This window comes from Vagococcus sp. 211 (assembly GCF_056322705.1).
In genome coordinates this window covers 2086459-2104041 of the sequence record NZ_CM150475.1, presented here as the reverse complement: position 1 = coordinate 2104041, position 17583 = coordinate 2086459, and the positions used below count along the sequence as shown (strand labels likewise).

18 protein-coding genes are annotated in these 17583 nt (G+C 36.3%); 15 read left to right on the top strand and 3 right to left on the bottom strand.

Translation table 11 applies throughout. From position 1 onward, the window contains the following. The first annotated feature begins 341 nt into the window (after window positions 1-341). From ACVWM0_RS10040 to ACVWM0_RS09990, 11 genes are all read left to right on the top strand, one after another. Complete coding sequence (locus ACVWM0_RS10040) at window positions 342-4649, top strand: hypothetical protein (RefSeq protein ID WP_476472507.1); 4308 nt, start codon at window positions 342-344, stop codon at window positions 4647-4649. A gap of 11 nt (window positions 4650-4660) precedes the next feature. Beyond that, window positions 4661-4972, top strand: coding sequence for a hypothetical protein (locus ACVWM0_RS10035; protein WP_476472506.1), 312 nt, complete (start codon window positions 4661-4663; stop codon window positions 4970-4972). 4 nt (window positions 4973-4976) lie between these two features. Beyond that, on the top strand, window positions 4977-5807 hold the full coding sequence (locus ACVWM0_RS10030; protein WP_476472505.1) for a WxL domain-containing protein: 831 nt from the start codon (window positions 4977-4979) through the stop codon (window positions 5805-5807). A gap of 22 nt (window positions 5808-5829) precedes the next feature. Beyond that, window positions 5830-6651, top strand: a complete 822-nt coding sequence (locus ACVWM0_RS10025; RefSeq protein WP_476472504.1) for a WxL domain-containing protein — start codon at window positions 5830-5832, stop codon at window positions 6649-6651. A 16-nt stretch (window positions 6652-6667) separates the two neighbouring features. After that, window positions 6668-7438: a WxL domain-containing protein gene (locus ACVWM0_RS10020; protein WP_476472503.1), complete on the top strand. Its 771-nt coding sequence runs from the start codon at window positions 6668-6670 to the stop codon at window positions 7436-7438. Between the two features lie 20 nt (window positions 7439-7458). Further along, window positions 7459-8184: a WxL domain-containing protein gene (locus ACVWM0_RS10015; RefSeq protein WP_476472502.1), complete on the top strand. Its 726-nt coding sequence runs from the start codon at window positions 7459-7461 to the stop codon at window positions 8182-8184. 25 nt (window positions 8185-8209) lie between these two features. Next, a complete protein-coding gene (locus tag ACVWM0_RS10010) occupies window positions 8210-9322 on the top strand; it encodes a WxLIP family cell surface protein (RefSeq protein ID WP_476472501.1) in 1113 nt (370 codons plus the stop codon). Window positions 9323-9677: 355 nt separating this feature from the next. After that, window positions 9678-10289 (top strand): trimeric intracellular cation channel family protein, encoded by a 612-nt coding sequence (locus ACVWM0_RS10005; RefSeq protein WP_476472500.1) that lies wholly within the window; start codon window positions 9678-9680, stop codon window positions 10287-10289. Between the two features lie 115 nt (window positions 10290-10404). Next, a complete protein-coding gene (locus ACVWM0_RS10000) occupies window positions 10405-10731 on the top strand; it encodes a PadR family transcriptional regulator (RefSeq protein ID WP_476472499.1) in 327 nt (108 codons plus the stop codon). A gap of 1 nt (window position 10732) precedes the next feature. Continuing rightward, a complete protein-coding gene (locus ACVWM0_RS09995; protein WP_476472498.1) occupies window positions 10733-11680 on the top strand; it encodes a permease prefix domain 1-containing protein in 948 nt (315 codons plus the stop codon). 73 nt (window positions 11681-11753) lie between these two features. Then, on the top strand, window positions 11754-12467 hold the full coding sequence (locus tag ACVWM0_RS09990) for a DUF536 domain-containing protein (RefSeq protein ID WP_476472497.1): 714 nt from the start codon (window positions 11754-11756) through the stop codon (window positions 12465-12467). 41 nt (window positions 12468-12508) lie between these two features. On the opposite strand, the gene ACVWM0_RS09985 is transcribed toward ACVWM0_RS09990, so the two are convergent. Continuing rightward, on the bottom strand, window positions 12509-13060 hold the full coding sequence (locus ACVWM0_RS09985) for a DNA-3-methyladenine glycosylase I (RefSeq protein ID WP_476472496.1): 552 nt from the start codon (window positions 13058-13060) through the stop codon (window positions 12509-12511). Window positions 13061-13134: 74 nt separating this feature from the next. Then, window positions 13135-14043 (bottom strand): 1,4-dihydroxy-2-naphthoate polyprenyltransferase, encoded by a 909-nt coding sequence (locus ACVWM0_RS09980; RefSeq protein WP_476472495.1) that lies wholly within the window; start codon window positions 14041-14043, stop codon window positions 13135-13137. Between the two features lie 133 nt (window positions 14044-14176). On the opposite strand from ACVWM0_RS09980, the gene ACVWM0_RS09975 reads away from it, so the two are divergent. The 3 genes from ACVWM0_RS09975 to ACVWM0_RS09965 are packed head-to-tail and all read left to right on the top strand — an operon-like array spanning window position 14177 to window position 16369. Further along, window positions 14177-15163, top strand: a complete 987-nt coding sequence (locus ACVWM0_RS09975; protein ID WP_476472494.1) for a polyprenyl synthetase family protein — start codon at window positions 14177-14179, stop codon at window positions 15161-15163. A gap of 49 nt (window positions 15164-15212) precedes the next feature. Then, window positions 15213-15620: a hypothetical protein gene (locus tag ACVWM0_RS09970; RefSeq protein WP_476472493.1), complete on the top strand. Its 408-nt coding sequence runs from the start codon at window positions 15213-15215 to the stop codon at window positions 15618-15620. Window positions 15621-15628: 8 nt separating this feature from the next. Then, a complete protein-coding gene (locus ACVWM0_RS09965) occupies window positions 15629-16369 on the top strand; it encodes an epoxyqueuosine reductase QueH (RefSeq protein WP_476472492.1) in 741 nt (246 codons plus the stop codon). Between the two features lie 24 nt (window positions 16370-16393). Here ACVWM0_RS09965 and ACVWM0_RS09960 read toward each other — a convergent pair whose 3' ends face one another. Beyond that, window positions 16394-16933 (bottom strand): dihydrofolate reductase family protein, encoded by a 540-nt coding sequence (locus tag ACVWM0_RS09960; protein ID WP_476472491.1) that lies wholly within the window; start codon window positions 16931-16933, stop codon window positions 16394-16396. 97 nt (window positions 16934-17030) lie between these two features. On the opposite strand from ACVWM0_RS09960, the gene ACVWM0_RS09955 reads away from it, so the two are divergent. Then, window positions 17031-17558 (top strand): hypothetical protein, encoded by a 528-nt coding sequence (locus ACVWM0_RS09955; RefSeq protein WP_476472490.1) that lies wholly within the window; start codon window positions 17031-17033, stop codon window positions 17556-17558. The last annotated feature ends 25 nt before the right edge of the window (window positions 17559-17583 follow it).

Genomic DNA, 17583 nt, shown 5'->3' with positions numbered 1-17583 from the left:
ATTGTACTCTAAAATGTTTAAAAATAGGTGTAGGAAACAAAAGTTAATATGAGTTAGTATTATTCATAAACGGTTTTTTATTTATCATACGTAATTTATTTAAATTAAAATACATTTTTTGTCATTCTGTATTTAAAAATATATTTTAGTACACATTTTTTGTGTGATAATATTACTCTTTATATGTATATTTATGATAAAAGGATATTATTCTTATTAAATTTATTATTTAAGTACATTTTTCGTCTTGATGTTCTATATGATTAAATGTACAATTAAGAGTAATATAATTTAAAAATACAGTATAGATTTTATATTTATAAAAAGGAGTAGAGAATACAATGAACAGTAAGGGGCAAGAGGTTAATGTTGTTAATGTTATTTTGATGTTAGCTACTGTAGTATTTTTATTTATCGGATCTCCTTATACATCGGATGCAACTACTGAACCGTTAGATAATTTAGATAAGATAGTGACAAACATTCATTCTGTAAGAATACCTATCAGTTCAAGCACAGATCGAGATTTGATTAATCATGAGATAACCGATTTAGTGACACAGCAGTTGCTGGAAAACGACATGAAAGATTACCATTTAGAAGGGGTCGAGATTCCGAATGACTTACCTGATTCGGGTTTAGGGAAAGTTGACTTAGTATTTTATCAAGGAATTGTAGAAATACCAATAGTAAAAACACTTACTATTGATATTGTTAACCTAAGTTATAAAGAGGTAGAACGTCAATTTGAGTTATCAGAAATACAAGAAAATCCTAGTTTGATAGTAGAAAAAGTCAATGTGTCAGATTATTCTAAAGAATCATACGTTTTTAGGTGGGTTGATAAACAAGGAAAAGATATTAGGCAAGAAGAGTTAATGACTGCGTTTGCTAATCAAGATGATTGGTATTTATTGACTGAAAAAATAGAAGACGAAGCTAATTTTTTTGTAGAGGCAGTGACTCATGAACAATTAGCGTCATATTTATCAGAAAAAGAAAAGTTAGATATGGTTGAAAAATCAGATTTTCAAGCATCTGTGATGGCAAATACAACAATCAAAGCAGAGTATCAACTACCTATTATTCTTAGAAATGATTTACAAAATACAAAAAATAAGGCGGAGGTTGAGGCGTTAGTCAACAAGACATTACAACCAAAATTTAACAAGGTTGAATCAAAAAAAAAGACATATGATAACTATACAATGGAAGATGTGTCTGAAGTCCTAAATAAGGACACATTATCTGGTACAGTGGTTCCTGTGACTTATACAGTGGATGTGGAGGGAGAAACAGTAGAAATGCCTCCTGTCGATGTGACAGTTTTGCCTGAAGGAGTGATTGAGGACTTGGATGACTGGGAAGATATTCCAGTACATCCTACCGATCGAAGCCGTTGGTTATTAGAAAACCCAATTAATGAGACGAAAGCAGGTTTCCCCCATAGAGGATTAGAGTTAGAATGGGAACGTAGAGATAGTCGATTATCTCAACAATATGGCTTTCACGTTGTAGATGAATTGAAACCATTGCAAAGGTCAAGCGAAAAGACATATGCATATAGCGATGATCTCACTACATTTATTCCATACGAAAACAATAAAGCTGCTTACACCTCAAAGTATTCTAGTTCTAACAATATCAGAGGATTAGGTTGGGGAAAGTCATCTAATCCCGAAATGGCTATTACCAGTCAATTCTTTCTTAGAGATAAAAAGGGCCAAGAAGGCAATCCTTCTAAATTAAAACAAATTTTTGTTGAAAAAAATAAGTCTTTTGTTTTTGTGATAGATATGACTTTAAAACGAAATTTAAATTATGAAATGATGATGTCTACTTATAACGTGGCAGAACATAGACGAGACATTGCGATGCTAGAATTGTTAGATACTGATTACTATGATGATAGAGTTCCGATGTATGTTTATGGTAATAACCGAGGTTTCTATATGGAACCTTACACAAAAAAACGATTGACGATGGTTTTGAAAAATAAAAAAGGGGAGTGGCTGTCGGACTATACAATGATGGCACCAGGTGCACTTAACGCTTTATATAGGCCAAAGGACTCTCCCTATGCGGATAGTTATTTGTCTCAACGAAATGCTTTTGGAAATGGTTTTTCTAACCCAGGTATAGAAAGACATACAACATTGGAAAATGGAACTCCTATTATGACAAAAGAAGATACTGCATATCAATTTGGGGCACCTTACAAGAGTTTAGACAATGATGAAAAGATAACGGTTGGATATGAGATATTTGTCGGACAGGAAATACCTACTTCTACTTTAATGCTAACAAATGATAGCTGGACAGGCTATCACGATGACCGACCTGATATGATGGAAATCCCTTATACCTTAACGGATATTCCAAAAGGTTCTACGAAAGGTTATTTTTACTCAACAGACCAAGACGGAAATGAAATAGAAGTTGGCTCATATGATGTTCCAAAAGGAGAAGAGACTGTTAAAGGCACGTTAATGTTAAACCTTAATGAATTAATGAGTAACATTAACTTATCAGATGGAGATATCGACATCCACTCGATTCCTATTACCACGTTAACGGAAACAAATGGTATTCCTGATACGATAGCTTCAGATGAAGAGATTGTTCTTATCACAAGCTATGCTTTTGGTGCACAAGTGAAAGGACAAACGGTTAATAAAGGGAGTACGTGGAAGGACAAACCTGAAGACTTATTAGTCAATAAAGCGGTTCTCCCAGGGAACGAAGCTACCTATGAGTACGTGGAAAATCCTCCTATCAATACGCAAAAAACAGGCTTACATTGGGTTAAAGTGAAAATGAGTGATGTCACAGTAGGTAAAACCAAAACTTACGATGTACCAGTTAGCGTTGTTAATGGAAACTTACCCAAAAGAGGGATTCACCTTGCCGCAAAAGATGTGACCACAAAAACAGCTGGTATAAAAGGACTAACAGATAGAGAGTTAAATAATTATTTATTAAAAGAGTCTCAGGCTATTGCTTGGGAAAATGAAACGGGTTCCTTAGATGGCATCAGCAAAAGAATAACATCTAAAACGGTTAATCCAGAATCAAAATCTGGAGACTATGAGGCTGTCATCCTAGCTGAAAAGGGTAATGAACAAACAGAAAAAACCATTAAGGTCACGGTATTACCTGATATTGACATCCAAGCATCATCAGAAAATATGCCGAAAAGCATAGATTTAGGAACAGACAGTCGTAATTTTAAAGACCCGAAAGAACTTAAAAAATGGGTGACAGTAACAACCGAAGGAAAACCTGTCACAGATTATGACGTCTCTTTAGTTGAGTTGGATACAAGTCGCATCAATGAAGCTAAGACAGATAATGGCAAACTAAGTGTTACAGCAGAAGGAAAAGAGACGATAGTTCCAATCAGCATTCCGATTGTATGGGGAAATAGTGTGGCTATCGGGGGGAGTAATACGACATTAATGAATCGAGAGTCTACCTTAGCCCTTTCTCTACATGATGATCAGACAGGTAAATATCTAAGCATGAGTTATGGTAATCTACCAAATAATCAGAAAGACATACCTTTTGATGCCCAAATAGGCAATCAGCCATTTATGCAAGTTACTCATTATTCAACTGAAAGTTGGAGTAGTGGTGAAGAACATGCTTTGGAGGTGTTTGATGGACCCAATGAAGCAAATCAAGTGACATATAGTATTAATGGAAATGATAAACCGACACAAGAAATTATTAATGGATTTGGTACCAAAGGGCGATTAGAGATAGAAGAGGGTGATGTTATCCGGCTCTACACAACGGATGCTTATCATAAGGTGTTATATACAGATAGTGACGGACCATTTAAACCCATCCAAGGGTTACCAAAGGATAGAACAACTTTTGGTGTATTGAAAGAAACGGGATTTCATCCTACCTATGTCGCTCATTTAAAAACAGAAGGAAGTGTCATACCTGTTGAGCATACGAGGGATTATTCAACTTATGATGATTATTTGGAAGAAAACTGGCTAAAATTCATTTCGATTCCAGAGGAAGTTCCTAAAGATATATATAATGGGATAAAACCAGCAGGATATAAGTCGTATCCTGAACTAAACTTAGGTGTTGGTGAAGAAAGTATCGGTGAAGTTTTTGCAATTCAAGAGACAACGGTCAATAAACAATATATTAAATATGCGTATCCTATCACTATCGTAGGAGGAGGTCCTGAATTAGCATTGACAGGCATTCCGGAAGTGATTAATTTTGGAACACCAGTGATAAAATCCAAAGAGCAAGTATTAAAACAAGTAAAGAAAAATGATAAGTGGGGGTTTCAAGTGGAGGATAACCGTGAAGACATGAAACGTCAATCTTGGGCAATCCAAATGAAATCTGAGCCATTTAAAACGGGTGTACATACTAATTACAGGCCGTTGAAAGGATCTGTTTTAGCAGTACAAAGTAACAATACCAGAGTTGATTTAAACACAGAATTTCAAAGAGTATACACAAAAGAAAAGCCGGAGAAAGGGCTTAATCAGGTTATTTGGGAGTCAGATGATGGTTTTTATTTAACGATACCGCCAGGTTACATTGAGGCAGAATCAGAGTATACGTCCACTGTGGATATTTTACTAAGCAATGTCCCAGATATGTCACAGCCATAAGGAGAGATATTGTGAGTAAGAGAGTTAACATATTTTTAATTATTAGCATGATTGTTATAGGAGTACTAACTCCACTGGGAGTTGAGGCTTCTGACGGAGTGCAGGCCGTTCATTCTTCTAAAACGACATCGGTTGAGAGTGATGTAGGGATTGTTTTTGATAATGACTATAAATCTTCAAATAGTCAAAGGCCATTATTACCAAAAACAGGAGAATATGACGAACTATTTTATCGGTTATTAGGTTTTTCTTTATTTGGAATTAGCTGTATCTTAATGAGGGAAAAATTTAACATAATATATAACAAAAGAAAGGAGAAATAATGGAATGAAAAATAATAAATGTAAGTTATACAGTGTTGCTACATTAGGAGTGATGATGGTATCAGTCGGTTTAGTTCAAGTTGAGGCGAAGGAGACCATTAGTGCAGAAACAAAAGGCGAGGTAACTTTTAAACGGGATGATGAGACGGGACCAATTATTGTTGATCCAACAGATCCGGAGAACCCGAATGTCATTGATCCTGAAGGTGGGGGTGGCTCAGCAGGTAACGGGACAAAATCATTTAATATTAATTGGGTATCTGAGTTTAAATTTGGAGACATGTTAATAACAGGTCAAAAAATAAGCCAATATGCTGATTCAGCCACGTTAAATTTTATAGGTGCCAACGATACAGATGAACAAATTATCCCTAAAACAAACTTACCTAACTTTATTCAAGTAACGGACAATAGAGGCACGAATACAGGCTGGAAAGTGACGGCTTCGGCATCCGAGTTTAGACAATATGATGCTGAAAATCAACCTTTAGATGATAAAAGCTTAAAAGGAGCCCAGCTTTTACTCACGAATCCACAAATCTTTTCTCAAGGAAGCGATGAGGAACTATCTCCAACTGCTAATGCTAATTCGATTGACTTATTAGAAAATAAAGGGACACCAGTTAGCATCATGACGGCAGCGGAAAAAAAAGGACAAGGAACATGGTCACTAGCATGGTCACCTAATTCAAAGGGTGAACATTTCGAATTTGTTTACAATGAAGGGGTCGATAAAGGAGTTCAGTTAGTGGTACCAGTAACGGCTCTTCCAGAAGCTGATAAAACGTACACGTCTGAAATAGAGTGGATCCTTTCAGATACACCAACTAAATAAAAATTGAAAGAGGTTAATGATAATGAAAAAAGAGATATTTGCAACACTCAGTATAGCCGCATTCTTATTGGGACCAGTTGCTTTAGCAGATGAAACAGGAGAAGCGCAGGAACCTAAGGAAATTGAAGCGAAAACAGAAGCGACCGTAACTTTTCAAACAAATGATGGCGAAGTAGACCCAGAAAAACCAGTGATTGTAGACCCAACAGACCCAGAAAAACCAGTGATTGTTGATCCTGGTGGGAGTGATGGTGAAATAGGTAATGGTAATAACAGTTTTAATATTGCTTGGGCATCTAATTTTAGATTTAATGACACGGACAGTGAAGGGAATCCTGTGGGTATTATACTAAATGCAAATGGAATGAATCTGTGGGCTAAAGGGACTAAATTGTCATTTATGGATGATGCTCAATCAAATGTAGAGAACATTCCTAACTTTATTCAAGTTGTAGACAATAGAGGTAAGCTAACTGGTTGGCATTTAAATGTATCAAACACTACATTTAAAGGAAAAGTCAAAGAAAGCAATGAAGATGTAGAACTTAAAGGAGCTGTATTAAGCTTGAATCAACCGGAAGTAACAGGCCCTACTGGTGTGACGGCACCAACAGCATTTGCAACTTCTTTAGCGATTAATAATGAATCAGCATCGGTAATGACGGCAGCAGAAAAAGCAGGGACAGGTAGTTGGAGCTTATCATTTGGTGATAAGGATGAGGATCAAAAGTTAATTGAGGGTACAGGGATTAAATTAGCTATTCCAGCTTCTGCAGGAATTAGATCCGATGTTACCTATTCATCAGAGTTGACATGGACATTAGCAGATACACCAAATAAATAAACACAAGGAGAAAAACATGAAGAAAATAACATTAAGTACAGTTGCTTTACTAAGCCTGGTCGTAATGACAACAGGCGTGGTTTCTGCAGAAGAACCTATTAGTGCAAAATCAAGTGCTGATTTAAAATTAATCGCTGATACTGAAGGTGAAGATGGGGGAACCGTAACTGATCCAGGTGGTGGAGGCGAAATAGTTTTACCTGGACCGGGTGAAGATGGGGAAAACGGAATTGTAAACCCCGGTCAAAAAACACCATTAAGGATTAGTTTGTTGACTGCTTTTAATTTTGGTGAGATCAAAATGTCAGGTAATACAAAAGAGTATCATGCAGAATTACCTCAAGTGACATTGGCAACTAAAGAGAAACAAGAAAGACCTAATTTTGTTCAAGTGACAGATAACAGAGGAACTAATGCGGGTTGGCACTTAACAGCAAAAATATCAGAGCAATTTAAGAATGAAGAGTCTGTTTTAACAGGAAGCACGATTACACTTGATAATGGTTGGGCAATACCTCAAGCCACTGATTTAAAAGAATACATGCCAAGTGTTTCAAAACCAGTCGTATTAACAGAAGAAGATAGCGAGTTAATTGCGAACGCTCCAGTCGACAAAGGAATGGGAACGTGGAATGTCTTATATGGCTCAATGGATGAGGCAGAAAAAGCAACCAAAGGAGATGCTCGTGAAAGTGTCACACTAGAAATACCTGGTAAAGTGAAGAAACAAGAGGGGAATTACAAAGCAACAGTGGAATGGACATTAGCGGATACACCAAGTAAATAAGAGGGACAGGATGTGGTTCGATGCGATACTTAAAGACTTATCGTCTCCCTCTATTCTTCCTTATAATTGGTTGTGTTTCTTTCCTAACAAGAACTGAAGCTCTAGCAGCAAAGTCTGAAGGAACATTATTGATGGATGTGGATGATGGGAAAGTCATTGATCCACCCTACCATCCAGTCTCTCCTGGTAAACCAGTGACGCCAGAGAACCCTGATTTTCCTAACAGTGAGGGGCCGTTAAGTATAAACTATGTTTCAAACTTATCGTTTAGTCATCAACAAGCAACAGGCAAAGATAGTTTATATAATAGCGAGTTGGATAGGTTTCAATTATCAGGCGAAATAGAAGAAGTCCCTAATTACATCCAAATATCAGATCATAGGGGAAGTAATTCTGGTTGGCAATTAGAAGTAAAACAAAGTACTCCTTTTAAAAATGGAGAGCACATTTTAAAAGGAACGGAGTTATATTTACAAGATATGGCCATTGCTAATATTGAAGGAAATAAGGATACTTCACCGACATATGCACAAGAAAGAATTACGTTAGATTCAACGAGTGATTATGTGGTTTTAGTGGAAGCTAAGAAAGATCAAGGCATGGGGACTTGGCTCATTCGATTTGGGCAAAATAATGAAGAAGCACCAACAGGCGTTCAATTATTTGTTCCAGGTAACTCGCCAAAAGTTAAAGGACACTATAAAACAACGCTTTCTTGGTTATTAGTGGACACGCCAAGTAAATAAAGGATGAGTAAGGATGATGTCGGTTATGAAGCAAATGCAAATGCAAGTGAAAATAGGTGTACTTATTAGCAGTATCGTAGTAGGGATAATGATGATGTTTGGAACTTTTGTGTCAGCGGAGGAAATGGGTTTTTCAGTTAAAACGATTCCTTCTGAGCATCAGTTGGATAAAACACAAACGTATTTTGATATCAGAGTGACACCAGATACAACTGAAATATTAGAAATAGAGCTTCAAAATAATACAAAAGAAGATGTTACAGTCTTAATGAGCGCGAATACCGCCGTGACAAACGGGAATGGTCTGATTGATTATAGCAACAGTAATCCTAAAATAGACGCCAGCATGACCCGTGATTTTTCAAAAATGGTGGATGTTGATCCAGAAGTAACTTTAAAAGGTTCTGAGACGAAACGAATAAAAATTCCTGTTGCGATTCCAAAAGAATCATTTGATGGGATTATTTTAGGCGGGTTTCATTTTTCTCAAAAAGAGACGGATGCTAAGAAATCAGAACAAGCAGGCGTTCAAGTTAAAAATAAATTTTCATACGTTGTGGGTGTCAGATTATCAGAAAATGATACTGAATTAGAAACCGAGGTCAATTTATTAGATGTCATGGCGGGACAAAGAAATTATCGCAATACTATTTTAGCAACATTACAAAATCCACAAGCACATATTTTGAACAACATGGATGTGGAGGCTTACATTTATAATGCAGGAAATACTAAGGATGCTATTTACTACGATAAGAAGGAAAACTTAGAAATGGCTCCTAACTCATCTTTTGATTATGGGATTAATATGAACAATAATGCGTTTAAACCTGGAAAGTATGTCATGAAGATGACGGTAAAAACAAAAGGAGAAACGTTTGATTTTACCAAAGAGTTTAGCATTAGTGCCGATGAATCGAAATCGTTAAATGAGGAAGCGGTTGAATTGGTTGAGGCGGAGAGCCAGTGGCCGAAGTATTTGATAGGGATTATTGTAGCGTTAGTCATGATTATCACAGGGCTTGTCGTTTACTTATTAGTGAAAAGAAAAAATAGTAGTCAGAATAAATCTGTTAATAAAAAGAGTAATAAAAGAAAAAGGAACAGTAAAAAAGGTAGTAAAAAGAAAAAATCATAGTCAACTACCTCCCTTTTAAATATTAGTCTTTTAAGGAGTAGAGGTATCTACTCCTTTTTTAGTTTTTACATGATAAAGATGGCTGTACTCGACTAGTGTTTGGACAATTAACACATCGTTAAATGTATGACATATGAAAGCTGTGCCTTTCAAAACAGGATGAGTATTTTTCAAAGCTCCCTTCATATTGTAATTTTTGAAAGGTTTATTTAAAAATAACTTGTGTCACTCATAGTTTCCCTTTATTATAAATGAGCGTCATCTTTTTAGATTAGTTTTTCTCAAAAAATGACGGTAATTTGATTATCATTAATTATAATTAATACATCATGATGAAGTGAGAGGCAGACACACGATGGATATTTTAGAAGTAACAAGTTTAATTGGCACGATTGCTTTTTCTTTGTCGGGCGCAATGGTTGCCATGGATGAGGATTACGATATATTAGGCATTACTGTGTTAGGTTTTGTGACCGCATTTGGTGGCGGAGCTATTAGGAACGTTATACTAGGATTGAGTATGGATATTTTTTGGAATCAAACAACCTTATTCTATGTTTCTTTTGGCACTATTTTTTTAGTGTATTTATTTCCAAAAATGTTTGCTTCTTGGAAGAAACTAGAAATTATATCCGATGCGATGGGGTTAGCTGCTTTTAGTATTCAAGGCGCACTGTACGGTTTAGAGTTAGACAAAGGCATTGGTCCGGTAATTGTCGCTGCTGTATTGACAGGTACGGGTGGTGGCTTATTGAGAGATTTACTAGCGGGTAAAAAACCAAATGTCTTGTGTGCAGAAATATATGGTAGTTGGTCTATTGTTATAGGTGTGCTGCTGTATTTCTTATTACCATTGAATCCTATCTTTTATTTAGTAGTGATTATTATGACAGTGGTTTTAAGGTTAGTTGGCTTGAATCATAATTGGAATTTACCTAAAGGAAAGCAAGTAAAAAAAATAGAATAACGCAAAAAGCTATCTCAGAGATGGCTTTTTATTTTTGTGTCAGATTACTTGATTAGGCGTAGTAAAAATGATATAGTCTATTTACTACGACAGATAAAGTAATGGAGGGCAAGCAATGATTAGTAGTGATATCATTCGAGGGTACAACGACCCGTTGATTTTATCTATCCTAATTAATGGGGATTCCTATGGTTATGCGATTTCTAAAACAATCAAGGATCAGAGTCAAGGGAAATACGTGATCAAAGAGACAACACTTTACTCAGCCTTTAATCGGTTAAGTAAGAAGGGCTACATTAGCGCCTATCCTGGTGAGGAAACCTTTGGGAAAAAAAGAACGTACTACAAAATTACCCCAGAAGGTCTGGCTTATTATTTAGAAAAAGAAAAAGAGTGGGCCATTACTAAAGAAGTGATCGATGTTTTTTTAGGAGGAGAATAAGATGAACGTTATCAAGAATTACGTTGAAGCAATGTTTTTAAATTTGCCTCGAACAGAGGAATTAGAAGGATTAGAAAAAGATATCTTAGCTAACATGGAAGATAAATTTCTAGGTTTGTTAGAAGAAGGCAAGACAGAATCTGAAGCCATAGGAGTGGTTATTTCTGAGTTTGGGAACATTGATGAGCTATTGGAAGAACTTGGGTTGTCTCAAGACCAGGCAGAAGCCAGACCACGTCAGGATGAGCAACAAGAGCCTAGCTTACCTACATTAAAAACAGAGGATATTAGCCTTTACCTCAAACTAAGAAAACAAGCAGGTCTTTACATAGGTTTGGGAGTCATTCTATGTGGTTTAATGGCCAGTTGTTTAATTGTTGGTTATGCTTATGATATATCTGTAGTAGGATTTATTGTGGGAGTCCCTCTTTTAGCCATTGGTGTCGCACTGTTTATTATCAGTGGTATGAGATTGAGCCCGTTTCATTATTTGGAAAAAGGTTTTATTTTAAGTGATCAGGACAGAGGGTTTTTAGAAGAAGCGAAAGAGGAATTTTCTAAGAGTTTTAATTTATCTATGGTGATTGGGGTAACGGTTTGTATCCTTGCTATTTTGCCAGTCTTGATCGTTACAACAGTGTTTGATTATACGGCCTTTGGTGTTGCCTTAACGGTTATATTAGGTTGTATTGGTAGTTTCTTCTTTATTTATTCAGGAAACATCCAAGGAAGTTTTACGTATCTGTTAGAAGAAGGATTCTATGAACAAGTGAGTCCATCTACCATAAAAAAACATTTATTTTGGAAAAAATTCGATAACATTTACTGGCTGAGTGTGGTCGCCTTCTATTTATTAACCGGTTTTCTTTTTGGTGCTTGGGGAATGACTTGGATTGTATTCCCGATAGCAGGCGTGTTATCAGGGATATGGAACCACCAAAAATCATAATTAGGTTGCATGCTTTGGCACTCTATATTATAGTTAACTATAACAATTATAAATAGAATGGATGTCAGATGAAATGGTTGGAAAGACGATAAAAGAACTAGCAGATGAATTTGGTGTTACCAAACAAGCTATTGAGTACCAAATAAAAAAATTACCTGAAGAACACTACGAAAAAAGTGATAAGGGTATGATTATTGTTGGAAAAGAAGGGGTAGAAACATTAAAAGCCTTTTATGTAGAAGGAAAAAAAATACCACCAAAACCAACAGTAAAAAAACAAGAAAAAAATACGGTTTCAGATGTTAAACTAGGAGATCAAGGTGGAATAAAAGAGTTAAGTAAGGCCTATGAAGCTCACATCTCTACATTATTGGAAGAAAATAAAATGAAGAATAGTCAGATTGAAACCTTACAAAAATTGTTGGATCAACAACAACAATTGACACTTCAAACAAACAAATACATGGATCAACTTCAAATGAAAGTAAATGAAGAGCTACCGAGTCCAGAAAAGAACACAGCATCAGAGGGAAAAATTAAAGAGAAAACAAACAGCGATTTTGATGCTTTACATGAAGAATTCATCTCTCAAATGACAGAGCTTGATCAGCTGAAGCTTCGTTTACAAGAAAAAGAAGATGAAGCAGCTAGACTGAAAGAAAAACAAGAAACAGCTAAAGAAGCTGTGACTGAATTAGAAGAGAAACAAGGATTTTGGGCAAAAGTATTCAAGAAAAAAGAAAAAATTGAGGAAGCTGTCTCAGAGGAATTTGATACAGAGGCTTAAAAATAAAATAAAGAGTAGGCTCTGACAAGAGAGCCTACTCTTTATTTATAATCACAAGATACGAGGTGGTCGTTAACAATTCCTATGGCTTGAAGGTAGGCATAGACTGTGGTACTTCCTAAAAACTTGAAGCCACGGCGTTTTAAATCCTTACTAATGGTGTCTGATAGCTGAGTCGATGAGGGAATATCTTTGATAGTTTCCCATTGATTATTGATAGGCGTATGATTAACAAATCCCCAAATGTAGTCACTAAATGAGCTGAATTCCTCTTGTATTTTTATGAAGGATTGGGCATTTGAAGTAGTGGCTTTGATTTTTAATTGATGACGAATGACTCCAGGATCTTCTAACAAGGAGCGCCATTTAGTGTCATCGTAGGCAGCGATTTTTTTGTAATCCCAATTATCGTAAGCAGTGGCTAATGTGTCTCGCTTCTTTAGGATGGTTATCCAGCTAAGGCCTGCTTGCATGGATTCTAAAACGAGTAATTGAAAAAGATAAGAATCATCCTTGTGAGACTTTCCCCACTCAGTATCGTGATACGTTTGTTCTAATTCGTTGTGTGTGGCCCATTCGCAGCGTGTTGTCATGCTAATTACCTCCAATTTATCATGTGTTTTAATTTGGCGCCAAACTAAAAAAGTTGGCGCCAAATTAGGTAGTTTTACAAGTGAAACAGTACGCCAATAAAGAATAAAACGACGTATGTAGAGATGATCATGGCTAGGTTTTTAATAGCCAGAGGAAATGTTGTTGCTTTGATCTGTTCTTTAGAGTATAAAGTTGTGTTTTTTCGAATGACAGGAAAGATAATCCAAATAAGTAACACAGTCATTGGTACAATTCTAAAGATAACACCCAGGGTAGCGAATATAAAAGACGCTAAAGCTAAACCTTGGAACAAGGTAACCGCCTTGTCCTTACCTAGATAAAAAGCCAGAGTGTGGCGGTTGTTTAGAATGTCTTCTTCTAAGTCGCAAGTATTATTAGCTAACATTAGGTTAGCAATCGCACAGGCTGCGGGTAAAGACATTATGGTAACGTTAATAATTAAGCTGGTATTGAATGAGGTTAGATCATAAACATTTAAGTACACACAAATCAGAGGAATAATAATACCCATAGTGACACCAGAAGTTACTTCTCCCACAGGAAGGCTCGACAGAGGTTTTGGACCTGCGGAGTAAAAAATACCCATGGCATAGCTAAACATACCTAACCATAAAATCACCCAACTGGTGTGATAAGCGAGATAGATGCCGATTAGGGCTGAAACAATGATAAGCCCCCACATCAGATTTCTAATTAAAGGCAAGGATAGGTTTTCCCTTCCAATGATGTTTGTTTCTTGTTTATAATCGTGTACATCTGTGGCATTGTGATAATCCATATAATTATCCATGATATCTACTGCCATATTAAACATGAACATGGAAATGAAAAACAAGACCATATTCCCTAAATAAATTTGTTGATAGTGGTACCAAGCAAACAAGCATCCCATCAAAAAAGGAAAGACACTAGCCGTTTTGGCTTTTAATTCTACTAGTTCAGCAAAAACCTTAAAATTCATAATAAACTCCTTCACATTTTAGTCACTGTTTATTATACTTGGAAGGTAGGAAATTACAATGCTCACGAATTGACAAGTTTTTTCATATAAGCTACATTAATGACGATATGACTATATTTTTAGGAGGCCTATCATGGCAGTTCATCCACTATGGGAACAATACCCAGAGATCCAACAAGATTTGATTGAGACAAAAAAAGTTATGGAAAAATCCGTAAAAATTAGAAACAAAGAAATCACGAATGCCTTGCAATTATTTTTTGAAGCCGGAGGAAAGCTTCTTCGACCAGCCTACTTTATTTTGTTCTCTAAATTTGGAGACACCACAGATATTCCAAAGAAGAACATCCATAGAATGGCCGCTTCACTCGAAATTTTACACGTGGCGACGTTGATTCATGATGATATCATTGATGATTCACCGATACGACGCTCTTTACCATCCATTCAGGCTATGTATGGTCAAGACATAGCTGTGTACACAGGTGACTTTTTATTCACTGTTTACTTTCATTTATTATCAACATCCACAAATAACGCAAGGACCATTGAAATGAATGCCCACAGTATGAAGCGTGTGTTAGTGGGAGAGTTAGATCAAATGAATTTAAGGTACAATACAGAAATCACGGTAAAACAGTATTTCCAACACATCAAAGGTAAAACAGCTCAATTATTTGAGTTTTCATGTTTAGAAGGGATTCACTATACTGGTGGGTCTAAGCGCATGCAGTTGTTGGCCAAACGTATTGGTTATAATATTGGCATGGCTTTTCAGATTATGGATGATATTCTTGACTATCAGTCCACAGAAAGTGCGATGCAAAAACCTGTCTTTGAAGACATGAAAAATGGCTATTACACGTTACCTCTTATTTTAGCTATGGACAAGTCTAAAGGTGAATTTGGTCCTTATTTGGAAAAAAGAACAGAATTAACAGATATAGAAGTAGCAGAGGTGCAAGGATTGATTGAAACGTATGATGGCATCAAACAAGCGGAAGTGATTGCTGAGAGGTTCACAGACAAAGCACTCAGCAATATCATGAAACTACCTGATTTACCAGAGAGAGCTATTTTATACAAGGTCACAGAAACATTATTAGGAAGAAACAATTAGACTGACGTGTGAAGACGTCAGTTTTTTTAGAAAGCAGGAGGAAAGAAATATGGGATTAGTATTTATTACAATGGTAAATATTTTATTTGCCTTAGCCATTGTGGGTGTTTTTTCATTGTTACGTGGTGGCATTATGTGGTTAAGAAAAGAACTAAGCAAACAGCGCATAGAAGTACTTAAAGATTCTTTAGCGCTATCAATGATTGTCGTTATTGTGCTTCAACTTTTTCTAAATGGAGCGAAGGTGAGTCAGTTAGAAATTCATTATGAAGAAGCAACTATGACGATTGCACCATTTATGATGAGTGTGATTGTTGTGGGTTGTGTTTATTTTATTCAACAATTACGTCACCATTTAATACCTAAAAAAGACTTATGGTTCAAATATATTGTTCCTATGGTGGTTATTTTTATGTTGATAGGGTTGCCTAGTATTCTAATGCTTGTTATGAAATAGGTTGAGAGATGATGGAAAGAGATGTTAAGCTGTTACTCAACCAACGACACCCTAATCAAAAAATAAATTATGATAAAACATTACAGAAACTGATTCAGCATTGGCAAAAGGACGATTTTCATCCTAATGTGTTACTTCATAGTTGTTGCGCTCCGTGTAGTACCTATACCTTAGAATATCTGACTCAATTTGCGGAGGTAACGATTTATTTCGCTAATTCGAACATTCACCCTAGAATTGAGTTTGAACGCCGGAAACAGGTGCAAGAGGACTTTATAGAAGCCTTTAAACAACAGACAGGTCAACAAGTAGGTTTTATAGCAGCCCCCTATGAGCCTCAGACGTTTGTTCGTATGGTGAAAGAAAAGAACGTTCAGTTAGAACCTGAAGGTGGTAAGAGATGCCAGGCTTGTTTTAACATGCGTCTGGATTTAGTGGCTCAGAAATGTCAGGAATTAGGTTTTGACTATTTTGGCAGTACCTTGACTCTGTCACCTAAAAAGAATAGCCAGTTGATTAATGAACTGGGAATTGAGATTCAAGAGTACTATGAGGTCTATTACTTACCAAGTGACTTCAAAAAAAATAAAGGGTATGAACGTTCTATCAAGATGTGTAAAGACTATGATATCTATAGGCAATGTTATTGTGGGTGTGTCTTTGCTGCCAAAGAGCAAGGGGTTGATTTTAAAGAAATCACCAAACAAGGTAAAGACTATTTTAAAGAAAGAACAGAACATCATTCGTGAAAAAGAGCTTAATCTATGAAGGGATTAAGCTCTTTTTGTATAAGTTTGATAGATGATATGATTGATTAATTTTGTGGACTTTGGTACCAACTTAAAATGTTGGTGATGTGGTCTGAAAAGAGGAATGCCTTCACCTAGTATAATAGGTAATGTGGCTATCTGGTAGTCATCAATGAGATTGGCTTCCATCAACGGTTGGATAACACTGTTTCCTCCTACGATCCAGATGTTTTTCCCAGGTAGTTCTTTTAGAGAACGAAGGTAGTCAACGATCGGTTCATTGATAAACGTGATGGATTCTGAGGAACGTTCTTTTTTAGAGGTTACCACAATGGTTTTTTTGTCGTGATAAGGATAATGATTCGGTGCCAATTCTTGTGTGACTTGGTTGTAAGTTGTCCGCCCCATTATCACCGTGTCGATAGTCTCGTACATTACGTCATAGCTATTGTCAGGTTCAGTGGGAGTAGGGAAGTCCTCTAACCAAGAGATGTCCCCGTTTGTTTTTGCGATGTAGCCATCTAAACTTGTAGCTATATACAAAATGATGTGTCGTTTTGTCATGGTATCATTTCCTTTCAAGCTTTCATTATAGGGGATTTTCTTATATAATATAAGAAACAAAAATAAAAAATGTCGCTTAAATAAAGGAGTTTCGGGCATGAGACAAACAAAGCATAATATTTGGGAAAGTATGTATGAGTTGATGTTGGGGCAACGCCGGTTATTTTCAGATGTTCGAGTATATGATATTTGTCAGATGAGTGGCATCCATCGTTCCACTTTTTATCGTCATTTTGAGGATAAATATGCGGTGTTACATTACGGGTTAAATGTATTGTGGCAAGATTACTTTTTGTTGGATGGTGGTAAAAGATGGCGTACGCCTTTTACCACGGCTGATCGTTTTTATGAGCAATCAGAGGCGCAGCAGTTAATGCGTCTACATCGTTCAGATGATGTATTTTTAGAAGAAGCAGATACTTTTTTTATCAAAAAGATGAAAGAAGATGTGAGCCGAGTCTTTGATGATTTTTCGATTTCGGTACCAAAATCTCTCGTGTCACATCTGTTAGTAGGTATACTGAAGAATCTAGAGGAATGGCGGGAAGAACAACCAGAAAAAGTACCAAGTTGGCAGATGGATGCCTACTACCAGGAACTGTTTATTTGTCAATACGTTCAATAAAGGTGAGGGATTGGTTTGCTATCTT

What these genes read in the sequence shown, in the direction of transcription:
- ACVWM0_RS10040 (WP_476472507.1), top strand. Translation starts at nt 342, where the DNA reads ATGAACAGTAAGGGGCAAGAGGTTAATGTTGTTAATGTTATTTTGATG.
- ACVWM0_RS10030 (WP_476472505.1), top strand. Translation starts at nt 4,977, where the DNA reads ATGAAAAATAATAAATGTAAGTTATACAGTGTTGCTACATTAGGAGTG.
- ACVWM0_RS10025 (WP_476472504.1), top strand. Translation starts at nt 5,830, where the DNA reads ATGAAAAAAGAGATATTTGCAACACTCAGTATAGCCGCATTCTTATTG.
- ACVWM0_RS10020 (WP_476472503.1), top strand. Translation starts at nt 6,668, where the DNA reads ATGAAGAAAATAACATTAAGTACAGTTGCTTTACTAAGCCTGGTCGTA.
- ACVWM0_RS10015 (WP_476472502.1), top strand. Translation starts at nt 7,459, where the DNA reads ATGCGATACTTAAAGACTTATCGTCTCCCTCTATTCTTCCTTATAATT.
- ACVWM0_RS10010 (WP_476472501.1), top strand. Translation starts at nt 8,210, where the DNA reads ATGAAGCAAATGCAAATGCAAGTGAAAATAGGTGTACTTATTAGCAGT.
- ACVWM0_RS10005 (WP_476472500.1), top strand. Translation starts at nt 9,678, where the DNA reads ATGGATATTTTAGAAGTAACAAGTTTAATTGGCACGATTGCTTTTTCT.
- ACVWM0_RS10000 (WP_476472499.1), top strand. Translation starts at nt 10,405, where the DNA reads ATGATTAGTAGTGATATCATTCGAGGGTACAACGACCCGTTGATTTTA.
- ACVWM0_RS09995 (WP_476472498.1), top strand. Translation starts at nt 10,733, where the DNA reads ATGAACGTTATCAAGAATTACGTTGAAGCAATGTTTTTAAATTTGCCT.
- ACVWM0_RS09990 (WP_476472497.1), top strand. Translation starts at nt 11,754, where the DNA reads ATGGTTGGAAAGACGATAAAAGAACTAGCAGATGAATTTGGTGTTACC.
- ACVWM0_RS09985 (WP_476472496.1), bottom strand. Translation starts at nt 13,060, where the DNA reads ATGACAACACGCTGCGAATGGGCCACACACAACGAATTAGAACAAACG.
- ACVWM0_RS09980 (WP_476472495.1), bottom strand. Translation starts at nt 14,043, where the DNA reads ATGAATTTTAAGGTTTTTGCTGAACTAGTAGAATTAAAAGCCAAAACG.
- ACVWM0_RS09975 (WP_476472494.1), top strand. Translation starts at nt 14,177, where the DNA reads ATGGCAGTTCATCCACTATGGGAACAATACCCAGAGATCCAACAAGAT.
- ACVWM0_RS09970 (WP_476472493.1), top strand. Translation starts at nt 15,213, where the DNA reads ATGGGATTAGTATTTATTACAATGGTAAATATTTTATTTGCCTTAGCC.
- ACVWM0_RS09965 (WP_476472492.1), top strand. Translation starts at nt 15,629, where the DNA reads ATGATGGAAAGAGATGTTAAGCTGTTACTCAACCAACGACACCCTAAT.
- ACVWM0_RS09960 (WP_476472491.1), bottom strand. Translation starts at nt 16,933, where the DNA reads ATGACAAAACGACACATCATTTTGTATATAGCTACAAGTTTAGATGGC.
- ACVWM0_RS09955 (WP_476472490.1), top strand. Translation starts at nt 17,031, where the DNA reads ATGAGACAAACAAAGCATAATATTTGGGAAAGTATGTATGAGTTGATG.